Below are 19,523 nucleotides of genomic sequence, written 5' to 3' on the forward strand. Positions count from 1 at the left end.
CGCTGGGGGGTGCCCTCGTGCGCCCACCCCGAGACAACATCATATCGATGCCGCCTCCGCCCACGCGCGCCCGAAGGCGGCCTGAAAGGAATAGCAACCGTGTCCAGACAACCCCATTGGCGGGCAGGCCTGACGGTCTTTCTGCTGCTGTTATCCATCGTCTACCTGGCCCCGACCCTGAACGCCACCCTCCCCGCCTGGTGGAAATCCCCCCTGCCCCAGCAGCGGATCAGCCTCGGGCTCGACCTGCAGGGGGGCTCACACCTGGTGCTCGACGTGCAGACCGAGGCGGCCGTCGAGGGCTACCTCGATCGGCTTGCCACCGATCTCGAAGACGGCCTGAACGCCGCCAAGACTCCCTTCAAGAAGATCGCCCGGGCCGGCGGCGATGGACTGAAACTCTCCATTTACGACCAGGAGTCGCTGGCTGCCCTCACCGCGCTGGTGAAGAAATCCCACCCCGAACTCCGGGTGGAGCCCGGCCCCGACGAGGGCGCCCTGATCCCGGTGGAGATCCGCATCCCCGACCAGCCTCTCCAGGAGCTCAAGGACCGCACGGTGCTGCAGGCGCTGGAAACGATCCGCAACCGCATCGACCAGTTCGGCGTGGCCGAGCCGGTGGTCCAGCGCGAAGGCGCCGAGCACATCGTGGTCCAGCTCCCCGGCATCAAGGACCCGCAGCGGGCCATCGAGCTGATCGGCAAGACCGCCCGGCTGGAGTTTCGCCTGCTCGATGAAAACGCCGATCCGACCCGCCCTTCCACCCTGGCGGAGGATGTCGAAATCCTCATGGAGAAGCGGGTCGATGACGCCGGCATCGAAGTGGGCCGGACCCCGCTGGCGGTGAAAAAGCGCGCCGTCATCACCGGCGAACTTCTCAAGGACGCCCAGGTGCGCATCGACACCCGGTTCAACCGCCCCTACGTGGCCATCGACTTCGACACGGTCGGGGCGCGGATCTTCGACCAGATCACCGCCGCCAACGTCGGCAAGCGTTTCGCCATCGTCCTCGACGACACGATCTATTCGGCGCCGGTGATCCAGGAGCGCATCTCCGGCGGCAGTGCCCAGATCAGCGGCACCTTCACCGGCAAGGAGGCCGCCGACCTGGCCATCGTGCTGCGCGCCGGTTCGCTGCCGGCACCGGTCAAGATCATCCAGAACCTGACCGTCGGCCCCTCCCTGGGCCAGGATTCGATCCACAAGGGGCTGCTGGCCGGCGCCACGGGGGTGCTGCTGGTCGTCCTGTTCATGGTCGGCTACTACCGCTTCGCCGGCCTGGTGGCCAACGTCGGCCTGGTGCTCAACGTCGTCTACCTGATGGGGATGCTGGCGGCCCTGGGCGCCACCCTGACCCTGCCGGGGATCGCCGCCATCGTGCTGCTGGTGGGGATGTCCGTCGACTCCAACGTGCTGATCTTCGAACGCATCAAGGAAGAGCTGCGCCTCGGCCGAACGCCGGGGACCAGCCTGGCCGCGGGTTACGACAAGGCGTTTCTGACCATCATGGACTCGCACGTGACCACCCTGATCACCGCGGCGGTGCTGTTCCAGTTCGGCACCGGGCCGGTCAAGGGGTTCGCCGTGTCGCTGAGCCTGGGCATCATCATCAACCTGTTCACCTCGCTGGTGGCCACCCGGGTCATCTTCGACCTGGTCCACCGCCGCTCTCCGCTGAAAAACAGCAGCTTCGGCGGCTCCGGCTTCCGCGTGTTCCAGCGGCTGCACTTCGACTTCATCGGCAAACGGGCCATCGCCTTCGCCCTCTCGGCGCTCATCCTGCTCACCGGCCTGGTGGGGATCGTGCAGATCTCCCGGGGCAAGGCCAACCTAGGGATCGACTTCACCGGCGGCACCGCCGTGCAGCTCAAGTTCGACCAGCCCACCTCGCTGGAGAGCGCCCGCGACATCCTGGCCCGCCAGGGGCTCAAGGAGGCGACCCTGCAGGAGATCCGCGAGGGGAACAAGCTGCTGATCAAGGCTGGCAAGGGGACCGGCGGCGAGCAGAGCGTCGCCGAGACGATCAAAAGCGCCTTCCGCCAGGAACTGCCCGAAAACCCCTTCGTGGTGGAATCGTCCAGCGAAATCGGCCCCTCCATCGGCCACAAGCTCAAGCAGGACACCCTGGTGGCGGTGGCCATCTCCCTGCTCGGCATCCTCTGCTACGTCGGCTGGCGCTTCGACCTGAAGTTCGCCGTCGGCGCCCTGGCCGCCACCCTGCACGACGTGGTCGCCATGTTCGCGGTCTTCTTCCTGCTCGGCAAGGAGATCAACCTGCTGTTCATCACCGCCGTGCTGACCATCGCCGGCTATTCGCTGACCGACACGGTGGTGGTCTTCGACCGCACCCGCGAGAACCTGCGGAAAGCCGGCAACGAACCGATCCCCGGCGTCTTCAACCGCAGCCTCAACGAGGTGCTCTCGCGCACCATCGTCACCTCGCTCACCACCTTCCTCGCCGCCTTCGCCCTCTACCTGTTCGGCGGCGAGGTGATCCACGACTTCGCCTTCGCCCTGGTGGTCGGGGTGCTCATCGCCACCTACTCCTCCATCTTCGTGGCCAGCCCGGTGGTGGTGGAGTGGTACCTGCGGGAGAAAAAGAAGCCCGGCTCCTCGGATTCTGGTGCGCTACCGGAATCCGGGGAGAGGCCTACACCCGTTGCCGTGGAGGCTCCGGCGGTGGTCGGCAAGCTGCGCTGAGTCAGGGCAGGAGATTGAAACGGAGGATCGGCCGGCCGATCCTCCGTTTTGAAATCCCCCTCAATCCCCCTTTGTCAAAGGGGGACCTTTGTTTGGCCCCTTTACCAAAGGGGTGCTAGGGGGGCGGGCTATCCGGGCCGAAGCAGAGCAGAGATCTCCCCTGCCTCGGGATGGAGTTTTGTCATCGCTGCCAGGCCTCGGGCGGTCTTCTGCTCCCAGGAGGCTCCGCGGGCCTTCAGGGCTTCCCAGGCCTGCAGAAGATCGCCCGGGCGCTCCTCACCAAGTACGGTGAACAGAAGAGAGGCCTGCCGCAGATCCTTGGCCCTTTTCACCTGCTCCGAAACAGGCCGCTCCTGCGCCACAATCAGCTTGTGGAACGCATAGCGGGCGGGATCGGGGATATTGACCAGGACCCCCGTCGAGTCGATGACGGCTGCCGGCTGCGGGGCCTCGATCAGATAGTCGAGGTATTTGAGCCCCTGCGCGGCGGTCCTGAACTTGGGGACAGGGACAGGCCGGTATTCCTCCCTCTTGTTCTTGGCCGGAGTCAGCACATCCACCCGAAGAGGGCTCTTGCGCACCTTGAAAGAGGTCGATGGGCTGTTGGGATCAAAGGAAGGTACCGGGGAAAAACCCATCTGCAGGCGTTCCAGGGCACCGGGAAGGTCGGCCTCCGGCAACTCCGGAATCGCTACGTCCAGATCCCGCTCCCAGGCAATGTCCACATCCTGCGTTTCGAGCCCCCGCCTCTCCCACCGGCAACCCAGCAGGTTCCCCATGCTCGCAAAGGCGTGCGTGCCGACCAGGACGGCCCCCATCCGGAACACCCCCGCATCGGCCAGGGATTGCAGCACCCGGACATGGGCATGCGTCGCAGTGATTGCTCCCCCGACGCGCAGTTGGGCACAGAGCCTTTGGATGCTCTGCTGGTCCGCCCGAAAGCTTTCTTTTTCCCCCTCGAACTTCGCCACGAGGCGATTCAGTTCGGGGCCTGCCCTGCCGATATAGACCTGTTTGCGCTCTCCGCCAGGCTCGGAATACTGGAAGTAGTAGTAGGTCTCTCCCTTGACGATCTTCTTCACGAATCCGCCCCGAAGAGAGCCGATGGACCGCTGTGCCTCCAAGGCTGTCAGTTGCTCCATCAACTCGGCATAAAGTGTCTGGGTTTCGAGCGGTATCCGTTTCATGAAAATGTCCGTTCCCGGCTTCTCGCATCCGTTATACTCATATTACTAAAAACCTGATGATAACAAACCCCGAAGTGGTTATACTCAGGTTTCAAATAAACTGAGTATAACTATGCCCGCGGATTTGTCCAGGGGGTAGTTTTTTCCAACTGCCCAAAACCCGTCGGAATTTTCCCAGCGCCCCTGGTATCTTCATTGGGGCCGGGGCGGAAATGCCCCGGAAGACCCTGGCCGGTGCGGCGCTGGGCTCTTTCGGGCTGGCGCTTCAATGAGGCCGGGGCGGAAATGCCCCGGAAGACGATGGTGTTGCCCCGGATGGTGATCCCCTCCAGGGCGCTTCAATGAGGCCGGGGCGGAAATGCCCCGGAAGACCCCGAGTCCGATTTTCTCCACCTGGTTGAGGTCGAAGCTTCAATGAGGCCGGGGCGGAAATGCCCCGGAAGACGACCGCCTTGCCCCCGTTGGCCGCCGTCTCGCGCACGCTTCAATGAGGCCGGGGCGGAAATGCCCCGGAAGACACATCATCACCGTCAACTGGGAGGTTGAAATGGTTGCTTCAATGAGGCCGGGGCGGAAATGCCCCGGAAGACCGCGAGGACGGCCACCTCGGTAATGGTCGCAGCTGGCTTCAATGAGGCCGGGGCGGAAATGCCCCGGAAGACAACGTCGCACGACGGGACGGGTTCAGCTGACCATTGCTTCAATGAGGCCGGGGCGGAAATGCCCCGGAAGACGTGTCGCTGATGTTTTTCGGCTTGCAGTCCTGCTCGCTTCAATGAGGCCGGGGCGGAAATGCCCCGGAAGACCCGCAGAAGAGGATCATTTTTCCCACCTTGCGGCGATGCTTCAATGAGGCCGGGGCGGAAATGCCCCGGAAGACCAGGTGATCCGGCAGGCCGTCGCGGAGATTCGGACGGCTTCAATGAGGCCGGGGCGGAAATGCCCCGGAAGACTCAAGCATGTCTCCGGCGGCTGGTCGGTTCTGGGCGTGCTTCAATGAGGCCGGGGCGGAAATGCCCCGGAAGACCTTCGGATTGGCCCGAACGTTCTATCTCGTCCACCCGCTTCAATGAGGCCGGGGCGGAAATGCCCCGGAAGACCTTTCACAACGCTATACACGCTGGGCTGAGCGTGATGCTTCAATGAGGCCGGGGCGGAAATGCCCCGGAAGACGGATCGGCGGGAGCCCGGCGCGGGAAATCAGATGCCGCTTCAATGAGGCCGGGGCGGAAATGCCCCGGAAGACGGCCCTCGACCGTTTCCCCGGATTGCAAGACAAGATGCTTCAATGAGGCCGGGGCGGAAATGCCCCGGAAGACAACCCGGCTTTGAGCAGCCAGCTTTCCTGCTCGATGCCGCTTCAATGAGGCCGGGGCGGAAATGCCCCGGAAGACATGGAATTATCCCGCCACAAAGACCCCCGCACGTTGCTTCAATGAGGCCGTACATGATGCAGATGCGCTCCACCACGTTGCGCAGCTCGCCACAAAGACCCCCGCACGTTGCTTCAATGAGGCCGGGGCGGAAATGCCCCGGAAGACGCACCGGGTCGCGGGGGCTGAACTCGCCCGCCCAATTGCTTCAATGAGGCCGGGGCGGAAATGCCCCGGAAGACTCCTTCCTTGGGTGCCGATGGTTTACGGTATTAAATGCTTCAATGAGGCCGGGGCGGAAATGCCCCGGAAGGTGGGACGGCAGCGCCCTGACCGTCAAGGAGCGCCAGGCTTCAATGAGGCCGGGGCGGAAATGCCCCGGAAGATGGCGGCCAGGGTGCAGCTCTACGCCAACCTCAAGAGGCTTCAATGAGGCCGGGGCGGAAATGCCCCGGAAGCCGACGGAACAGCAAAGCTGTATGTCAGGTCGTGGCGGCTTCAATGAGGCCGGGGCGGAAATGCCCCGGAAGACCGACAAGCCGACCGAGTTCCCACCCGAGGCCCAGCTTCAATGAGGCCGGGGCGGAAATGCCCCGGAAGCCGGAAGCGCCCGAAAGCCCCCCGGAGTTGCAGCAAGCTTCAATGAGGCCGGGGCGGAAATGCCCCGGAAGACTCTTCTCCCGGACCCTGATTTTTTGCGGGGTGGCGGGCCGTTATTCGAGAGGTTATCATTTTGCGTCCCAAGGTCCATAGCCCAATAACATCTGCTTCCCTTCCTGAATAAATTTCTTTCAGTTTTCAAAGAGCTTATAAAATTCGAGTGCTCTCGGCCACAAACGCGTCACCGGAGCACTCGACTACGTTCGGCGAAAAACAGACCTAAACGATCACTGCCTCCCGCCGCACGGGCTCAAATGCCTTGCCGATGCTATGCACATGCGGTTTGACATTCTCTGCCGGCCCTAGGTCGAGTATAAGCACATGGTCCTCCCTGTGGTGGACGATATCACCGATCGCCGCCTCCATTTCGATCATCCGCCGTCGACCGAGCCGACATTGAAACACCGAAAGCTGCAGCCATTCACCGTAACCGTGCATGGTTTTGAACAGTTGCCGCCATCGCTTGGCATTGCTGATATCGTAGCTGACGATGTAGAGATGATCCATGGCCATCACCTCGTCACGAACACGGGGAAATTGGGGATCTCCCCTAACAGAAAACGAACCAGAAGCCGCGCCTGCACCTCGAACAGCCGTCGGTAGCTGATGCGGTATCGGAATATGGGGTGGGTCACCTCCTGACTCATGCGCCGCTCGAAGGCAGCGATGAAACTTCGGCGGCCCTTTTCGCTGAGGTTGCAGCTGCCGGCAGCGTGGATGAAATCGTCGGGCTGAACCTCGCCGTTGTTAATGGCCATGAGCACCGTCGAATCGGCGATCAGGGGGCGAAAAGGCTCCATCATATCCAGGGACAAAGCAGGTCGGCCGAAGCGCGCCTGATGGTAAAATCCCCGGTAAGGGTCGAGCCCCACCGCCGCCAGGGTCACAGTCCACTCCCTGGTCAGCATGGCATAGGCGAAGGAGAGCATGGCGTTAACCGGATCGCGCGGAGGGCGCCGGTTACGGGTGGTCAGATCGAAGGGAATCTTCTCGTTTTCGTCCCTTTTGAACATACCTGAGAAGTTCTCAAAATAGCGGCCGGCCGCCGTCCCCTCGATCCCGAGCAAAGTATCGAGGGTCCTCATGCGAAACGCGTTCCGCAAGTCGCGCCGCAGGGCGTCGAGAGTCGGTGAAATCTCCTCGACATTCCCTTTCCAGTTGCGCTTAAGCAGAGTGCGGCTGTTGGCGATCTTGCCGGCGACCAGCCGCCGCGCCAGTTTGAGGCAGGCCTCCTCATCGAAGCTGGCGCGGTACTGAACGGTGCGAGTTTCGACATTACGGTGCCCCGTGCCCACAGTATGACCCATGAACCAGCCGCCGTAACTCAGCCAGGTGACTGGGATTTCCCGCGCCAGGCACTCGTGAAGCGCGGGGGTGGTCAGGCTCGAATTTCCGAACAGCACCACCTGGGAGGTTTCGCCATAGCGCGCAGCAGCGACCTTTTCCTTCTCGACCTCGACCACCAGGGTGTCTCCGGCCTTTCGCACATAGGCACGCGGCGACTGCACGTAGAGGGGCAAGCCGTTTTCGGTGTGAGGATAAATGGGGCGCGGTTCGGTGCCCGCGTGGCTGAGAAACCGCACCTCGTCGGGCAGACAGATCCCCACCAGCGAACAGCGCGGGCATTTGGGGCTGTCTTCCAGCGGCGGGGGGATCTCGCCGATACTGGCCGACTCGCGGAAACCATCAATGGCCGCCAGGGTTTCATCGATCAGTTCGCCGTTGAAAGGCACGCCTACCCGCTCGCGCGATTCGACGAAATAAATGAACCCCTCGTCCACCTGAAACCCGTGTTCGCGCAGCAGCAGTCCTTGGGCACAGAGCTGCACTCGCTCGGGCGCATAGACCCCGCCGGCCACGTGGGGTCGCTTGCCCCGTTTGTAATCGACGGGGCGCACCACTTCCCCCTCCCCTTCGACCAGATCGATCTTGGCAGTGATGCCGAGAAGAGCCGAGCTGAGCCCCACCGAGCGAGCATGAATCGTTTCCTCATCGTCAGGCGCCTCGGGCAGTCTCTGGCGGCTCTCCTTGTCGACCCGACGGTGCTTGAGCTTGCCGTCGACCGTATCGGCGCTGTGGGCGAACTCGCCCTGTACCCACATGAGGTAGCCGAGGCGCGGGCAGTAGACGTATTCGTTGAGCATCCGGGCGGGGATGAAGGGAAGATCTGGATTTTCTGCCATGAGTGTGACCTCCTTTCGCTCCATCGAAATCCCCCTCAATCCCCATTTTTCAAAGGGGGAGGCTCCTCTCCCCGGAAAGCTGGACGGGTGTCGGCCAAGGTGTGCAACCATCCCCCCCTTTGATAAAGGGGGGTCAGGGGGGATTTCCAATCACCTGCTGCATCTGCCTCAAAATGGCTTCCAGCACTCCTTCCGTCTCCTGCAATACCTGGATGTTGTTAAACCGCAGGACCCTAATTCCCAAGCCAGCAAGATGCTGATCCCGCTGAAAGTCCTTCACACGGTGGTCAGGTTCGTAATGCTGGGAGCCATCGACCTCGATCACCAACCGGCACGCCGGAGCGTAAAAATCGACTATAAAACGGGCGATCGGCTTTTGACGGTAAAACTGCACGCCCAACAATTGCTTGCGGCGCAGGTGTGACCAAAGCAGTCGCTCGGCATCGGTCAGGTTTTTGCGTAAGTCGCGAGCTGGCTCTTTAAGGCCGGCATTGTATTTGAGCATTGCAATCTCCGTTGGTGACATTCCCGGAATCGAAATCCCCCTCAATCCCCCTTTTCCAAAGGGGGACTTTGAAGAGCGAGATAACATACCCAGCCCGAAAGAGAAAGACTCCCCCCTTTGGAAAAGGGGGGGCGGGGGGGATTTCCTTCAATCGGCCGGGGCGAAGAGGCCGAGGCCGTAGAACCGCCCGCCGCCGATACAGACGGGTCCACCGATCGAAACCGGCCTTTGTTGATCGTCACGCCACCGGACTTTAACGTGATAACGGGGGAATCTCTTGAGATGATCGGGCACACCATAGCGACCCGCCAGAGAAGCGCCGCGCCAATACCCGACCTTGCGCCATTCAATCAAGGCATTTTTTGCCAGCGCCTCGGGGAAATACGCCTGCCTTATCGCTTTGCGGAGCAAACCATCGATGCGATCATGAAGATGGTCCCGCAGCCGTTTTTGCTCCTCCGCGTTGGTTACGATTTGGAGTCGCCGCCTGTAATGCGCTGGGTCATCGTACCCCGGAAGGACTACGGGAGTCACCGTTGCCCAGCATGAGGATGGGCGGATGTATGCACAAATCACCTTATCCGAGCCGGGCAGCAAGGAGAGCAACGCCATCGCCTCTTTATCATCCCCCTCGGCTTTTCCTTCTTTCTCCAGCATCTGCCCCGAGAGTGCGCGACGAGCCCAGTTGATCTTGTCACCACTTGCTTCATCAAAGGCGGTGACAATTACTCGCCGGACACTGCCAACCACCGGCGCTTTGCCGTCTCCGCGTGCTTCGAGGCTCGGCAGCGGAAGATAGGCAAGCCGCTGCGACCCAACTGGCTGATGTTTTTCGTCCCCAATAGATTCACCATGCCCGAGGATGCAGCCGTTTATCCCTTCCTCTGGCCAACCCGAGCCTTGCGCTGCGCGGCGCGCGGCATGGCGCGTCATCCCGGCCACGGTGAGCGCCCATTTTACCGTATCAAAGGGACGAAATCCGCTGGCGTCCGTTCTCAGCAGGGAGAATGCGGCGACTTCCCGCAGCGGTGGATCAATATCCCGGCGATAATTGACCTTGTCGTAGACAACCAAAGGCGGCGGGGGGACGAAGCTGCCGTCTGCCAGACGCCCCAGAAAACCGGCATGCCTCGCCTGCAAATCAGCCAGTGTCCCTCTGACCGGTACCCGCAAGCCTCCCTCGCCGGTCCCGGCATGGGGCAGCCAACGCTCACCAAACAGAGCTTCCACTTGCTCAGCGGAAAGTATCGTTCCGTTTCCCACCACCACATCGATACCCCAGCCCAATACGTTAATGTTTTGCGCCGGCCCAGCGATGGCCTTAACATGGCCGACAATCTCAGCGTTAACGGGCTCGTGCATTCGCCAGAGGTAATGGATCGAACTACCATCGAGTAAATGAGTGGGTTGTACGGTTTTCATCGAGCGCTGCTTGGCTGGAGCTTTATCGCCAGGCGGATCTTGGCCAACGGCCCAATATGAAGCTGGAAGGTCCATGGCGTTGTTCGGCACAGACAGCCGGTATGGAGAGACCGAGGACAGGCCGGATGGCGCGATGATAACCGGCGCAGTCTGTGCTTGGAGCCACTGCAATGCTGCACTGTCTCCATCAGATAATGCCCCTCCGTTCATCCGGGCTGCGGCAGCCACCAGCGCCTGAAAAACCCGCAATGGCGATGGGGGCCATTCCGGCTCACCACCATCCCGTCTGCCGTGGAAACGGCAGTCGAGGAAGTCGATTGTCAATGCAAAGTACATGGTCATGACATGCCCCCCGGTCATTTCGCTTTTTTCTTTGAACCACTGTCGGTTACGTCTTTTTTCGCCAAATTTATGTCAAAGAGCACTTCCCGACCCGGCGCAACTCCATATTCCTTTGCAACGGCCTCAGCATAAACGAGCGCCTCGTCGTGCTTGAGATTTGCATCTTCGCGGCTGCCATCATTGAAAACCACTTTGAACTCAAGTGGTTTTTCAAGATCGCGGACAAGATTACACCCTTGGCGCAAGTATCTAGCTGCCGACGATGTGAATGCAGTTAAGGCAAGGCCGAGTATGTAGCGTTGAAGAGTCTTGGACTTTACTTTGTCCGGTCCTGCCGAAAGTAAACGGAGCGCGGCAAGATGGAGCGTGGCGTCACGGCGAATGCCCCCCGTAGCGATCACGCCACCATGCGTGCCTGTTGCAGGCACATGGACGAACCCGCGTTCCGCGTATGCATCCTTAATCTTTTTGTCGGATGTATCTTCAAGCAGCTCTTGACCCAAATAATCCGTCGCCGGGTTGAACTGTGCCGACCGAGTCAATTTGTGTACGTTAAACGCTCGGATTTTAGAATCAACCAAGCGCGGAAGTTTAGCTTGGGTATCCCGGGAATCCCAAACTCCGAAAACAAGCGAAGTCGGCGCAATTTTTGCCAGAAGTTCCGCATTACCGTTTTGCACTGCCTTGAAGGCCTCACGGAGTTCTTGCTGTAATGCGGAGCAACGGACAATGGCATCGCCAGCGCGATGACCAGCCTCCAAGAGGTTAACGCGCTTGGTGCCAGCCTTCACTACCACCTGCGGCACCAGATCGGCATACTCAGATGACATGAACATGGGTTCAATCCGGTTAGCTTGCGAACCAACGCTATCTATCAGGCAAACATTGGTCCCGTCCGGGAACTCGTCAATGTTGTATCCACCCTTGAAGGTCTTGTCCTCGCTGGCAGCAAAAGTCGCGGGGAACAGCACACCATCATGGCCCTCGACCGGCATCAATTTTTCACGTATTACCAGTGCGGCTGGTCCAGAGTTTTCAAGCCAGTGGTCAAACTTCTGCACTAGATCGTTCATTGTCAGCTCCTTTGAATTGGGGTGGCAGGGTTAAATGCCTTGTGCTTCCTCTGGTCTGTTCGAAAAGCGTTTTCAAAGCGAAATCCATCACCGTTCCCAAGGAGGCCAGAAACAGCCATAGGAATGGTGGCAATCGGCAAGGGGTAGTGCCATGTAAAGTAGTCGAACACCCGTGGAGTCTCGGTTGGCTTCGGGCGGCACCTTTGAAGGCCGATAAAGCACAGGGCTTCTACTGCAGGGTAGGCAAGAGTTGTCATCGCCAAAGAGTCCGGCGAAAAACCAACATCAATGGACCATGCGTTTGCACCACGGCGCGCGTCGAAATAGAAGGGCTCCCGCTTTTTTCGTTTAAGACCTCGTTTACCGCTTGATACATTCACTGAGGGGTCAAAAACTACCGTGCCTTGGTTCATTGGATCTTCGTACTGCGGTTCAATGGCATGGCACATCGCAATAAAAATCTTGCGTTCGTCCATCGAACCAGCCCATGTTTTGATTGACTTATCTTTCCACCAATCCAAACGGAGGTTTATTGGCATTTCAATGATCAACGGATAGACTTCACCAGATAAATCTTCGTCTCCCTCGCCTGGCTCTACATCGTTACATTCGGCGTTATTCATCGAAAGCCGAATACTTTGTGCCGCTTCCAGCATTTGCGACAAAGAACCGGTGGTATCCTTTGTCAGAATGCAGAAATGACCATTCTCAAACCATCCCTCTGCACCTACCCAAAGCCTGTCGGCAAGTTCAAGCAGCCCGCAGCAAGCAAAGAATTGGCCGGGGTTAGAGGGATCAACGGGAATGCTGATCATGGGCGTTGGCATCGAATGCATCAGACACCTCCTTGTGAGGGCGATACACCGCCATCAGCGAAAACTTCGCCGGGTCCAAGCTGAGACGCCATGGCGTCGGCAGAGCGCACAAGTGATTCGAGATAGGCAAGTCCCCAGCGACCATACTTCCGCTGCAATCGACCGTAACGGCGGGGAATTTCATTAACAATTGCCATTGTGACCATATCCGGCCAATTTGGATCAAACGTCTCATGGGCAGGGAAGTGCGGCCTGGCACGGCCATGATGGGCGGCGACAAGGTGCAGGACGAGGTCCCGTATCTCGGCCGGTAACTCCAGAAACTCCGTGTCGCTGGATAAATCGACAAGCGAACCGAACTCGTGGCGATATTCGCTAAGATTGATCGGCCACATTCCTGGCCCGGATTTCGCCAGCACCTGTTGCGGATAGTCGCGATTGCCGATGGAGCGCTGCCAAACCAAGCGATCTTTCCCGCGGTCATGCCAGCGAGTCGCCAGCACAACCGCCTTTGCTTCTAGCCCCTCCAAACCTAAACGGTCAACGAGCCTTGTTGCGAAATCCTCGGCAGAACAAAGGTGGGGTGTCAGCTCTTCCTTTATTCTTGCTGTCCTCGACCCCTCATCGTCGGCGGAGCGGGGCCGCACATACCAGTGCCAGTAGCGCCGACTGGTCGAATCTGCCTCTTCATCCTCCTCTTCGTCGCCATCGGGACGCACGTCGATAGTTCGCACCAGCCGCATCCATAGAGGAGGATCATCGTCATCCCAGACGCGACAGCGCCGGGGCCTGCCATTCCCGTCCAACCAGTGATCGGCTATGTCATAAATCGCCCCGGAGCTATTACCAGCATCGCCATTTAATATGCCGCCTTCGAGACCACCGACCACCGGCGGTAACAACACCGTACAATCGGCGAGGTTCAGCACTGGCTTCTTTTGTTTGTCCCGCTCGACCAACCTCGTCAAGGAGAGCACTTCAACAACGCCGTCAGAATTAAGGAGCCAGACGGGCGTCAACGGGCAGCGGGCGGCAACTTTCTCAAGCTCGGAAAATACCCGCGGAGTCTGGTCACGCAACAATTCGTGGGGCTTGAGAGGATAGTCTTCAAGCAGGTCTTCCGGTGGGGGGGCTTGCGACATCCCGCCGACAAAACCGACCTCATCCCGCCACGCAATGTGGGTTGCGGGCTGTTCCCACTCAGTAACGCCATGCAGCCAATCGGCAACGGGCGGACGACCGGGCAGTTTCTGGCGGACGGTGGTCAGCGCCCAGGCATCAAAAAGAATCTCGCTCGTGGGAAGAATTCCTGGAGGTGGCGTAAAAGCGGCTTGCCGGTCGGCAACGGGTATTTTGCTCAAGGCCACCGGATTCGCATCCCGACGCTGATCATCACGCATGGGCAGCCGTTGAAGTACGGTCAGGGTTCGACCACAGGCCCGGTCGAAGGGGGTAAAAGGCTTCTCCTTTGTCTTGGTCGATGATTCGGGTTCGCGCGCATCCGCGTCTTTTGCATAGGTGCGATGTACGACATCGATACGGGCATCGCCTGCACCGAAACGATTCACCCGCCCGAAACGCTGCATCATGCTGTCGAAGGGCGTCAAGTCGCAGACTAAATGGTCCGCCGAAATGTTGACCCCGACCTCCCCAGCAGAGGTACATAGGAGATAGACGGTGCCCGTTCGCGGCGTCGCTTCCGTTGATGGTAAGAAACGGGCAAAGATTGAATTCTCCCTGGCCAGGGCGTCGCGCTCATAGCCGCGCAGGGTGCCGGTCAGCGTCTCAACACACTCCGGGACAACTTTGCGCAGTGCGGCGGCCACCTTCGTAACCTCTCTCACCCCACGCAGAAAAACGAGAATTGCCTGGCCGCTGTCTTTGTATCCTTTGGCAAGTTGTTCTACCTTGTCCGCCACCCTTCTCTCGTCGTCAACAGGATGAAAAGCAATCCCCTTTTTCGCTCCGAGCCGTTTCCGGGCAACACCATGGGTCTGATCTTCTTCGGTAAATAAATCCTCCTCGCCACTTGCATCTGAGCGAGAAGTTGCGGTTAACTCCATAACACGGAACAGTCCAAATTCCTGGCAACGCCGCTGTTCGGCAGCAATGGCCGAAAGCATCTCCTGAAAAGCAGGCTCGAGATGGGCTTCATCATGCACCAGCAAGGCATCCTGGCCAAGAAACCCAGCATGCAAAGGACGGGATTTGAATCCGCACCCATAGCCGGAAAACAGCAGCCTGCTGCCGATCATATCCACCGTACCAACGATGATCGCGGGCCGGGCAGGGTCATGCCGCCACTCTGCATTGTCTGCAAATTGTCCACGAAGCGTGCTAAGCGCCAAAGGTATTGCATCGGCTCGGGCCTGGAGTGACCGCAAAGCCTCGGCGATAGCCCAAAGGGCCGGATTGGCGACGAGCACTTTTCGCATTTTCTCAGCCTCGTCGGTAGCCTGATCCACAATGGTTCTTCGGTTAACTACGTAAACAAGTCGCCTAGGATACCCTGACATGGAGCCGTTCAAGGCATGATGGACAAGCGCCAGGAGCCATATTGCAATGATCGACGTTTTTCCTAGGCCCGTCGGGGCGGGGCAAGCCTCACGAAATTGTTTTTCAAGGAATTCACCAAACAGCTTTCTTTGCCATGGGAATGGTCCATGGCCCGTGAGGCATTCAAACTGCGAATCGAAACTTAAATGTGTATCCATGAACACCTCCATCATTTACGCAAGGTTCGCTCCACCCATTAGCCGATACCTGGTAGGTGGATATTCCGCTCCAAGAGGTTCCTGGTTTTCACCTGGCAGTGTTCAATAACCCATTCCGGACCCCCACCCTACCACCCCAAGGTAGACACCCAGTGTCCCCCCTCACAAAAAAATTTTTATTTTCTGCTGAACCACCAACCCTCTACCCATATCCAAGTCCCCCTTTGAAAAAGGGGGATTTAGGGGGATTTGCTTTTGCCGGGCCTGTCTCCGAAAAAAATCCCCCCGAGCCCCCCTTCTCAAAGGGGGGATTCCTGAGCTGCCTTGTTTTGGACAAGCGGTGGGTGCCAGTGTTACCCATTGCGGTAAACTCCCACCATCCTCCCGATCTCCTCCCGCACCTGGCGCCGCAGCTCCTCCGGCTCGATCACCTCGACATCGGCACCGAACTGCAGCACCCGCAGCTTTATTTCGCGAAAGTCGGCGACGGGGAAGCTCAGATCGAGGCTGCCGTCTGGGTGTTCGGATAGCCGCTGATGGGGGTGCCAGAGCTGTTCACGGATCCAGGCGGCACGGAAGGGCGAGAAGCGTAGGACGACATGGGTCAGACCTGTGCCCTGAAAGATGCCGAAACCTCCTTCTAGCTGCCCTTGCCAGTCTGCCCGGGGCCGGGGGTCAAAACACTCTGGGAGAATCTTCGGTTCGGTCATACGCGAGAGGAAAAACTTGCGCCAGTCCGATCGCCGCCGGCAGTAGGCGATCAGTACCCAACTGCCCATGTAATGCTGCAGGTGGTGGGGTTCGACTCGGCGAGTGCTGCTTTTTCTTGTGCGCGGGGATTGATAGGTGAAGCTCAGCAGGCGTTGCTGCAGCAGGGCCTCGGAGACCGTGCGGAAGGTCTCGGCCTGGGCCGGAGCGTAGCCGTTCCAGGTGGCGGAAAAGACCTCATCCATGCGGGCTTCGCTGAGGCCGAGATCCCCCATGGAGGCGAAGAGCTTTTTGCCAAAGGAGGCTATAGACCGGCTGATCAGACCACCGGCACTGGCCGAGAGCAGGTTGCGAGCGAGCAGGATGGCGAGAAGCTCTTCCTGGGAGACCTGGATCGGCGGCAACTCGAAGCCATGTTCGGTGTAATGGTAGCCGCGGCGGCTGCCATCATACTCCAGCGGCGCAAATAGGCGGTCGGCCATGCGGTCGATATCGCGCTGGGCGGTTTTTCGTGAGAGCTCAAAACGCTCTGCCAGCCCCGCTGCGTTGGGGAACTTTCCGGCTTTGACCTGGCTGTGAAACCACAGGTAGCGCTCGTAGACAAGATGGTCGCCCAATGGCTGGCCCTCCTGACAATGCAGAATCGAACATGCTATGGGATTGAAGGATGATCGTCATTCAGGTACCAACCTAGATAATCTATTATTAATAATTGACGATGCAATAAAATTTTCAAACATTTTACATTCTTCCGCATGCAAGGAAGTTGGCCTCCTAAAAATTAACGAGAAAACCGGGTATTCCACAGCGAAGTCTCCATTGGATTTTCAGGGGCAAAGGGTCACCCATTAAAAGACATAAGGCCAGCCCTTGAAGACTTCAGCTTTCATCGCCTGCGCCCCTGCCTAAAAAGGGGACGGATTTATTTTTGATTCCGGTCCCCGCCCAATTTTTCTCCAGGAAAGGGTGCGCGAGTTGACAACATGCAGCATGCAGCACGTTTCCTAGGTGACCCTGTTAAATTAAGGAAGAAGATTTGACAAGCAGGAGGGCCTCAAGAACACTTCAGGTAAAGAGTCGCCGACTCTCACGAGGCATTCCGCATGAAGCCAACCGACCCAGTTGGAGCACCGCCGCCCGCCCCCTCCTTTCGCGAAGCCCTGCGGATCTGGATCAAGGTGGCGCTTTTGAGTTTCGGCGGACCTGCCGGACAGATCGCGGTCATGCACCGCCTGGTGGTCGAGGAAAAGCAGTGGATCGGCGAGCGCCGGTTTCTCGTCGCCCTCAATTACGCCATGGTCCTGCCGGGCCCCGAAGCCCAGCAGCTCGCGACCTACCTGGGGTGGCTGCTGCACGGCACCCGCGGCGGCCTGGCCGCAGGCACCCTCTTTGTCCTTCCCGGATTTTTGGCCATCCTGGCGCTGAGCATCCTCTACGCCTATTTCCGGGACCTGGCGGTGGTGGAAGCCCTCTTCTATGGCCTGAAGCCGGCCGTCATGGCGGTGGTGGTCGCGGCCCTGGTGCGCATCGGCAAAAAGGCCCTGCGCAATGGGGTCCTGGTCCTGCTGGCCGCGGCCGCCTTTGTCGCCATATTCTACCTGGAGGTTCCCTTCCCCATCATCATCCTGGGCGCTGCCCTCATCGGCTGGCTGGGGGGACGGCGACATCCGGAGATCTTTTCGCCGCCGGCCGCTGCAAAAAGTGAGGCCGGAGGGGAGCTTGAGGCTCCGCCCGTCCCCTGGCGACGCTCCCTGCGCCTGCTGGCCGTCTGGCTGCCCCTGTGGTTCGCCCCCTTGGCCCTGCTGGCCCTGCTTTTCGGTCCGGAGCATCTCTTCGTGACCCAGGGGGTCTTTTTCAGCAAGATGGCGGTTGTCACCTTCGGCGGGGCCTATGCCGTCCTTTCCTACGTTGCCCAGCGGGCGGTGGAGGATTACGGCTGGCTGGCGCCCGGGGAGATGCTCGACGGGCTCGGCATGGCCGAGACGACCCCGGGGCCGCTGATCCAGGTCGTCCAGTTCGTCGGTTTCATGGGCGCCTTCCGCCTGGTCGAAGACCTCCCGCCCCTGGCAGCGGGACTGATCGCCTCCGTCGTTGTCACCTGGGTCACCTTCGTGCCCTGCTTTCTGTGGATCTTTCTCGGCGCGCCGTACATCCAGCGCCTCCAGAACAACCAGGCCCTCAACACCGCCCTGTCGGCGGTGACCGCGGCCATCGTCGGCGTGATCCTCAACCTGGCGCTTTGGTTCTGCCTCAACACCCTCTTTGGCAACCTTGCGGAGAGTCACGTCTACGGCCTGCGCCTGCTGCTCCCCGCCTGGAACACCCTCGATCTGCCGGCTTTGCTCATCGCTGCCGTCGCCTTCCTGCTCCTTTTCCGCTTCCGCACCGGACTTATCCCCACCCTCGCCGGGAGCGCCGCAGCGGGGCTTCTCTACCGCATGCTTTTGCATGCTTGAGAGCGATGAAATCCCGCCTTTGTCCATGCGGCCGATCCTCGGGGCCGTGGTCGAGCCAAGGGTTTCGTCAAAAAAAAAACCGCCCGGCCGTTCTCAGAACAGGGAAGGAGACGGAATGACCCTGCCCCCGCACAGCATTCGACATCTCCGCCTGGTCAACTAGAATGAAATAATTCCAACATGGAAAGGAGAACGAACCATGAGATACCTGGTGACCGGAAAAGAAGGACCGGGCTTCGCATCCCCGGAGGAGGCTGCACAGGTCTTGGAGAGGACAATCCTTCCAAGCTTTGATGCGCTGATCAGGCTGGAGGAGCAGAAGAAGATTCTGGCCGGAGGCTTGCCGCTGGGAGATCGGGCTTTCGTGTTCATTGTCGAGGCCGCCTCCAACGAGGAGGTCGATCGCATGCTGCGAACCATCCCCATGTGGGGTGCCCTCAAGTGGTCGGTAACCCCACTGCAGAGCTTCGCTGGCCGAGCGGGTCAGGAAAGGGAGATTGTCGAGCAGATCAAGAAGAGCCTGCACTGAGCGCGGCTGGTTTTGCCGGCATACTGATGGGCCCTGCCCAAAGGAGAATGCCCCACCCATGATTCCCATAGGCCAGGCAAGCCTTCGGAATTGATGATTTTCCTCTTTGAGGGGTTGATTCAAGCCAAGGGAAACGGCGCGGGATTGACTCATCTGCTAGCAGGTGCTAGCATTCAGAAAAAGACGAAAATGGGAGAGAGTCATGACCCGACAGCTCAACTTAAGAGTGGATGATGAATTCGCCGAACGGCTGGAGAGGCTTTCGCGCAGAATGGGGCGGTCGATGGCGGCTGTACTCGAGGCGATTGGCAGTCCGGCGATTGAAGCGGCCGAGGCTGACATCCAATTCGAGGCGGAGGCGCTGGCAGCTTGGGAAGAATATGAGCTTACCGGAACTCATGTGCCGGCCGAAGAGGTGGATACCCTGTTCGACGCGGCCCTCGATCGTGCCAGGGCAGTCGCGGAGAAGCAAAGAGGATGACTCGCAGGGTGGTCGCTACGCCTCTGTTTGTTCGCCGCTTGAAGGATTTTCTCGATGAGTATGCGGAACTCGGGGCCATTCGCTTCGTTGAGCGCTTGCAGGCAAGTTACCGGACGATGGTGGAAAATATTTCCAACCACGAAGAGATCGCGCCCGCACGCAGAAGGTCGGTCGGGGGAAAGAAAATAACCGTCAGGGAATATGTGTTGGATGCCGGCGCCCGGGATTTTCTCGTTCTATATTGGGTGCCGCCTGAGCCCCTGGAGCCAGTGGTGCTTTTGAATATCAGAATTGGTGGCCAAAACCGGTTTCGTTGGAAAGAGGAGACCAACCAAGCCACCGATCCGGGATAGAAAGGATGATCTCCCTCAAGGT

The 19,523-nt window shown here is 59.5% G+C and carries 14 protein-coding genes and 2 CRISPR repeat arrays; of the genes, 5 read left to right on the plus strand and 9 right to left on the minus strand.

Going from position 1 to position 19,523, the window contains the following annotated elements:
• Window positions 1-99 precede the first annotated feature (99 nt).
• A complete protein-coding gene (gene secD, locus DESUT3_RS13885) occupies window positions 100-2,700 on the plus strand; it encodes a protein translocase subunit SecD (RefSeq protein ID WP_221249077.1) in 2,601 nt (866 codons plus the stop codon).
• Window positions 2,701-2,828: 128 nt separating this feature from the next.
• Here the strand turns inward: secD and DESUT3_RS13890 are convergent, their stop codons facing one another.
• The 9 genes from DESUT3_RS13890 to DESUT3_RS13930 all read right to left on the minus strand — a co-directional run bounded on the left by DESUT3_RS13890 (window position 2,829) and on the right by DESUT3_RS13930 (window position 16,299).
• Window positions 2,829-3,887, minus strand: coding sequence for a GSU2403 family nucleotidyltransferase fold protein (locus DESUT3_RS13890; RefSeq protein ID WP_221249078.1), 1,059 nt, complete (start codon window positions 3,885-3,887; stop codon window positions 2,829-2,831).
• A 189-nt stretch (window positions 3,888-4,076) separates the two neighbouring features.
• A CRISPR array of direct repeats spans window positions 4,077-5,282; the repeat unit is 37 nt; unit sequence GCTTCAATGAGGCCGGGGCGGAAATGCCCCGGAAGAC.
• Window positions 5,283-5,391: 109 nt separating this feature from the next.
• Window positions 5,392-5,933: direct repeats of the CRISPR family, unit length 37 nt; unit sequence GCTTCAATGAGGCCGGGGCGGAAATGCCCCGGAAGAC.
• A gap of 206 nt (window positions 5,934-6,139) precedes the next feature.
• Entirely contained in the window at window positions 6,140-6,427 is a 288-nt protein-coding gene (gene cas2, locus DESUT3_RS13895) for a CRISPR-associated endonuclease Cas2 (RefSeq protein WP_221249079.1), read from the minus strand.
• Between the two features lie 5 nt (window positions 6,428-6,432).
• Window positions 6,433-8,103, minus strand: coding sequence for a CRISPR-associated endonuclease Cas4g/Cas1g (gene cas4g/cas1g, locus DESUT3_RS13900; protein ID WP_221249080.1), 1,671 nt, complete (start codon window positions 8,101-8,103; stop codon window positions 6,433-6,435).
• Between the two features lie 133 nt (window positions 8,104-8,236).
• A complete protein-coding gene (locus DESUT3_RS13905) occupies window positions 8,237-8,608 on the minus strand; it encodes an endonuclease domain-containing protein (protein ID WP_221249081.1) in 372 nt (123 codons plus the stop codon).
• Between the two features lie 147 nt (window positions 8,609-8,755).
• Window positions 8,756-10,372, minus strand: coding sequence for a type I-G CRISPR-associated protein Csb2 (csb2, locus tag DESUT3_RS13910; protein WP_221249082.1), 1,617 nt, complete (start codon window positions 10,370-10,372; stop codon window positions 8,756-8,758).
• 14 nt (window positions 10,373-10,386) lie between these two features.
• The gene (gene cas7g / locus DESUT3_RS13915) at window positions 10,387-11,445 is read right to left on the minus strand and encodes a type I-G CRISPR-associated RAMP protein Csb1/Cas7g (RefSeq protein ID WP_221249083.1); all 1,059 of its coding nucleotides are present in this window, start codon (window positions 11,443-11,445) and stop codon (window positions 10,387-10,389) included.
• Between the two features lie 2 nt (window positions 11,446-11,447).
• Window positions 11,448-12,281: a hypothetical protein gene (locus tag DESUT3_RS13920; protein ID WP_221249084.1), complete on the minus strand. Its 834-nt coding sequence runs from the start codon at window positions 12,279-12,281 to the stop codon at window positions 11,448-11,450.
• The gene (cas3g, locus tag DESUT3_RS13925) at window positions 12,281-14,989 is read right to left on the minus strand and encodes a type I-G CRISPR-associated helicase/endonuclease Cas3g (RefSeq protein WP_221249085.1); all 2,709 of its coding nucleotides are present in this window, start codon (window positions 14,987-14,989) and stop codon (window positions 12,281-12,283) included. The genes DESUT3_RS13920 and cas3g overlap by 1 nt, the downstream gene beginning before the upstream one ends.
• Window positions 14,990-15,327: 338 nt before the next feature.
• Entirely contained in the window at window positions 15,328-16,299 is a 972-nt protein-coding gene (locus DESUT3_RS13930; RefSeq protein WP_221249086.1) for a helix-turn-helix transcriptional regulator, read from the minus strand.
• A gap of 486 nt (window positions 16,300-16,785) precedes the next feature.
• Here DESUT3_RS13930 and chrA point away from each other — a divergent pair, with 486 nt between their 5' ends.
• From chrA to DESUT3_RS13950, 4 genes are all read left to right on the plus strand, one after another.
• Window positions 16,786-18,138 (plus strand): chromate efflux transporter, encoded by a 1,353-nt coding sequence (chrA, locus tag DESUT3_RS13935; protein WP_221249087.1) that lies wholly within the window; start codon window positions 16,786-16,788, stop codon window positions 18,136-18,138.
• Between the two features lie 265 nt (window positions 18,139-18,403).
• The gene (locus DESUT3_RS13940; protein WP_221249088.1) at window positions 18,404-18,667 is read left to right on the plus strand and encodes a muconolactone Delta-isomerase family protein; all 264 of its coding nucleotides are present in this window, start codon (window positions 18,404-18,406) and stop codon (window positions 18,665-18,667) included.
• Window positions 18,668-18,869: 202 nt separating this feature from the next.
• Entirely contained in the window at window positions 18,870-19,148 is a 279-nt protein-coding gene (locus DESUT3_RS13945; RefSeq protein WP_221249089.1) for a ribbon-helix-helix protein, CopG family, read from the plus strand.
• On the plus strand, window positions 19,145-19,501 hold the full coding sequence (locus DESUT3_RS13950) for a hypothetical protein (RefSeq protein ID WP_221249090.1): 357 nt from the start codon (window positions 19,145-19,147) through the stop codon (window positions 19,499-19,501). Before DESUT3_RS13945 ends, DESUT3_RS13950 begins: the two co-directional genes overlap by 4 nt.
• Window positions 19,502-19,523: the final 22 nt, after the last annotated feature.

Source organism: Desulfuromonas versatilis, assembly GCF_019704135.1.
Lineage (GTDB): Bacteria > Desulfobacterota > Desulfuromonadia > Desulfuromonadales > NIT-T3 > Desulfuromonas_A > Desulfuromonas_A versatilis.